Origin of the sequence: Microbacterium pullorum, assembly GCF_014836535.1 — a bacterium.
Taxonomy (GTDB): Bacteria; Actinomycetota; Actinomycetes; order Actinomycetales; family Microbacteriaceae; genus Microbacterium; species Microbacterium pullorum.
In genome coordinates this window covers 1-2,838 of record NZ_JACSQP010000001.1, presented here as the reverse complement: position 1 = coordinate 2,838, position 2,838 = coordinate 1, and the positions used below count along the sequence as shown (strand labels likewise).

The 2,838-nt window shown below is 66.0% G+C and carries 3 protein-coding genes and 1 pseudogene; 3 read left to right on the top strand and 1 reads right to left on the bottom strand.

The genetic code is table 11. The annotated features are described in order from the left end of the window. Positions 1-71: 71 nt before the first annotated feature. Complete coding sequence (locus H9651_RS00020) at positions 72-1,046, bottom strand: DUF5692 family protein (RefSeq protein ID WP_191717061.1); 975 nt, start codon at positions 1,044-1,046, stop codon at positions 72-74. A gap of 124 nt (positions 1,047-1,170) precedes the next feature. On the opposite strand from H9651_RS00020, the gene H9651_RS00015 reads away from it, so the two are divergent. The 3 genes and pseudogenes from H9651_RS00015 to H9651_RS00005 all read left to right on the top strand — a co-directional run. Next, a complete protein-coding gene (locus H9651_RS00015; protein WP_191717060.1) occupies positions 1,171-1,770 on the top strand; it encodes a TetR-like C-terminal domain-containing protein in 600 nt (199 codons plus the stop codon). A 105-nt stretch (positions 1,771-1,875) separates the two neighbouring features. Continuing rightward, the gene (locus tag H9651_RS00010; protein WP_191717059.1) at positions 1,876-2,283 is read left to right on the top strand and encodes a VOC family protein; all 408 of its coding nucleotides are present in this window, start codon (positions 1,876-1,878) and stop codon (positions 2,281-2,283) included. Positions 2,284-2,604: 321 nt separating this feature from the next. After that, positions 2,605-2,838, top strand: a pseudogene (locus H9651_RS00005) (hypothetical protein); the annotation flags it as partial.

Here is a 2,838-nt window from a genome sequence, read left to right as displayed (position 1 = left end):
GTCGAGCCTGTCAGGCTCGACCACGGCGCGTGGTGGGAGGTTGCTCGCCCCGGGGGGCAGGGCGGCAGCGCTCAGCCCTTGGCCAGGACTCCGGCCCGGGCCGCCCCCTGCGAGACCGCAGGCGACTCGGCGATGTTCGCGTCGCGCACCTCGCGGTACTTGCTCAGGTGGGTGTAGAGCTCGTCGCGCAGCGGGTTGCGGCGGCGCTTGACGATGACGTACACCTGGTAGACCGCCACGGCGATGTTGGCCAGCAGCGAGATGGCCGACACGACGAACAGTGCGGTCGGGTTGTGGGACGACTCGACGGCGAACGGCGAGGTGCTCACGAACGTCGGGACAGCCATCGTGAACATCATCCACAGTGCCAGCGTGTGGGCACGGTGCTGCAGCCATGCACCCTTCTTGATGAAGAAGGCGGGGATGGTGCAGGAGATGAGCAGGGCAGCACCGGCGTAGAAGGAGTGGTCACCGACGCAGTTGTAGACGTAGGCGAAGTTCCAGATGTCGTACGCGATGATCCAGAACCACATCATGTCGGGCCAGATCATGTCCTTGGACTTGCCGCGCGAGATGATGATGCCGGCCCAGCCGCAGATGGTGAGCAGGTTCAGGATGCCGGCGATGCCGTTCATGTAGTTCCAGGGGCCACCGACCATGAAGACGCCGTCGTGCATGCCCTGCAGACCCGCGACCTCGAAGTCGCGGATGACCGCCTCAGCGATGTTGATCGCCAGGATCAGCGGGGGGAACACCAGCATCCAGCGGTTCGCAGCCAGACGCGGCACGTAGCGGATGAGCATGAAGCCCAGGCATCCGAGGAGTGCCGAGTACACCTTCACCCAGTGGAACCAGCTACCGGTCGACGACCCCTCGCCGGCCGTGTACGGCCACACGAAGATCGTCAGCAGGATGGGCAGCACCACGAAGAAGCCGATACCGGCCCACTTCCAGCGACGCGTCACCTCGTTGAGTGCGATCAGGCCTACCAGGACGACGCCGAACATCGCCCAGGAGTACCAGGGAATGGATTCGAACAAGAACATCTTCGGACCTCTCACTCGCGGCCCGCGACGTGCGTGCCGTCTGTTTCTAAGTTAGGAACAGCGACACCGAGCGTCACTAGACAACTGGAGCGATGTGTCCAAGAACGCGGTGGTACCGTCAGTCATGACCGATGTGCCCGCCGCAGCGCAGCACCACGTGGGAGCACGAGATGCTCTGGCGAGCGCCCTCAAAGCTCGGTTGCGCACACAGCCGCTGGACAGGGTGACGGTCACGGAACTGACGCGCGACTGCGGGCTGACCCGCCAGTCGTTCTACTACCACTTTCCCGATGTGCGCCACCTCGCGGTCTGGATATTCGAGAACGAGGTCGCCGGCCAGGTGCGCGCCTACGCCGCCAAGGTCGGATGGGCCGACGGGCTCGTGCGGTTGATGCTGTACATGCGTGACAACCGCTCCTCGACGCTCGGGGTGATCGGTGGGGTGGGTCAACCCGGGATCGAGCGCTTCCTTTTCCGTCAGATGCGACCGGTCACCGAGGCGGTCATGGACCAGAACGGCGGCGGACCGCGGCGCATGCAGGACCGCGTGCTGGTGGTCGACTTCTACACGTCGGCCGTGCTCGCCGTGGTGCTGCGGTGGGTTGCCGACGGGATGGTCGAGCACCCCTACCGCGTGGTCGGCGATCTGGAGATCATGCTGCACGGCGCCGTGCAGGAGTCGGTGCGCCGGCTCGACGCGCGAAACGCCCACGGCGACCACTGAGGCGAGCACGTCAGACGGCGGGCGGCGGGCGCCGGGCGGCCGGACCCCTCGGCATCCTCGCCCTTCGAAATCACCCTCGCTCGGATGACCTGCGAGACTCATGGCGTGGCGGGATTTCATCATGTCGAGGTCTGGGTCGCGGATCTCGGTACGGCTCGGGCCGAGTGGGGCTGGCTCCTGCAGCGGGTGGGCTTCGCACTCGAGAGCCAGTGGTCCGACGGCGAGTCGTGGGGTGCCGGCGGCGCGTACCTCACCCTGACACTGCCCCCGACCCTCCGCGGCCCGACGCACGATCGTCGCATGCCGGGGGTGAATCACCTCGCGTTCGCAGCGGGCAGCGCCGACCGGGTCGACGCGATCGTGGCGGATGCCGGGGAGCACGGCTGGCATCCGCTGTATCAGGACCGCTACCCGCACGCCGGCGGACCGGACCACTACGCGGGATGGATGGAGAACTCCGCCGGATTCAAGGTCGAGATCGTCGCCGAAGAATCGCCGGCAGGGAGAGCCTGAGCCGTCGCGCGGCCGACGTGAATTCGGCCCGCACCTCTGATCACAAAAAGATAACGACGAACCCTTGTGGGTCGTTATCTTTCCGTTATAGAGTGCTCGCACGGTAGTTGTTTTGCTGTGGCAGCTACCCTTCATGTGATTGCAGGACACTCTTGGTGCAGGGACAAGGGCCGGTCGGAAGCCTCTCCGACCGGCCCTTACTCTTGCCGCCTGCACGTGGCGGCTCCTCCCCCGGTTGATTCTTTACGAGTTGTCCACAATGTGGGTTGATCTGGGTTTTCCGGGCTTCGGATGTCGGAGGGGGTCGGCAGACTTGGGGGCATGAACAGTTCCCCGACCCGCTCTGTGGATGCCGTGTTGTCGGTGTCGGGGGTGGTCGCGGAGCTGGTGGAGACCGAGCGGGGTATCGCGGCGTTGCAGGCCCGGCAGTTGGTGCTGCTGGGGCGGGCGGGGGCGATCGCGGCGGAGCAGACCGCGCGTATCCCGCTCGCGTTGCAGCGGGAACGGGAGTTCCCGTTGCGGTCGATCGCGGCGGAACTGGGGGCGGCGATCCGC

Excerpts from the sequence above, each read along its gene's own strand:
- H9651_RS00015 (WP_191717060.1), top strand. The coding sequence starts at position 1,171 with ATGACCGATGTGCCCGCCGCAGCGCAGCACCACGTGGGAGCACGAGAT.
- H9651_RS00020 (WP_191717061.1), bottom strand. The coding sequence starts at position 1,046 with ATGTTCTTGTTCGAATCCATTCCCTGGTACTCCTGGGCGATGTTCGGC.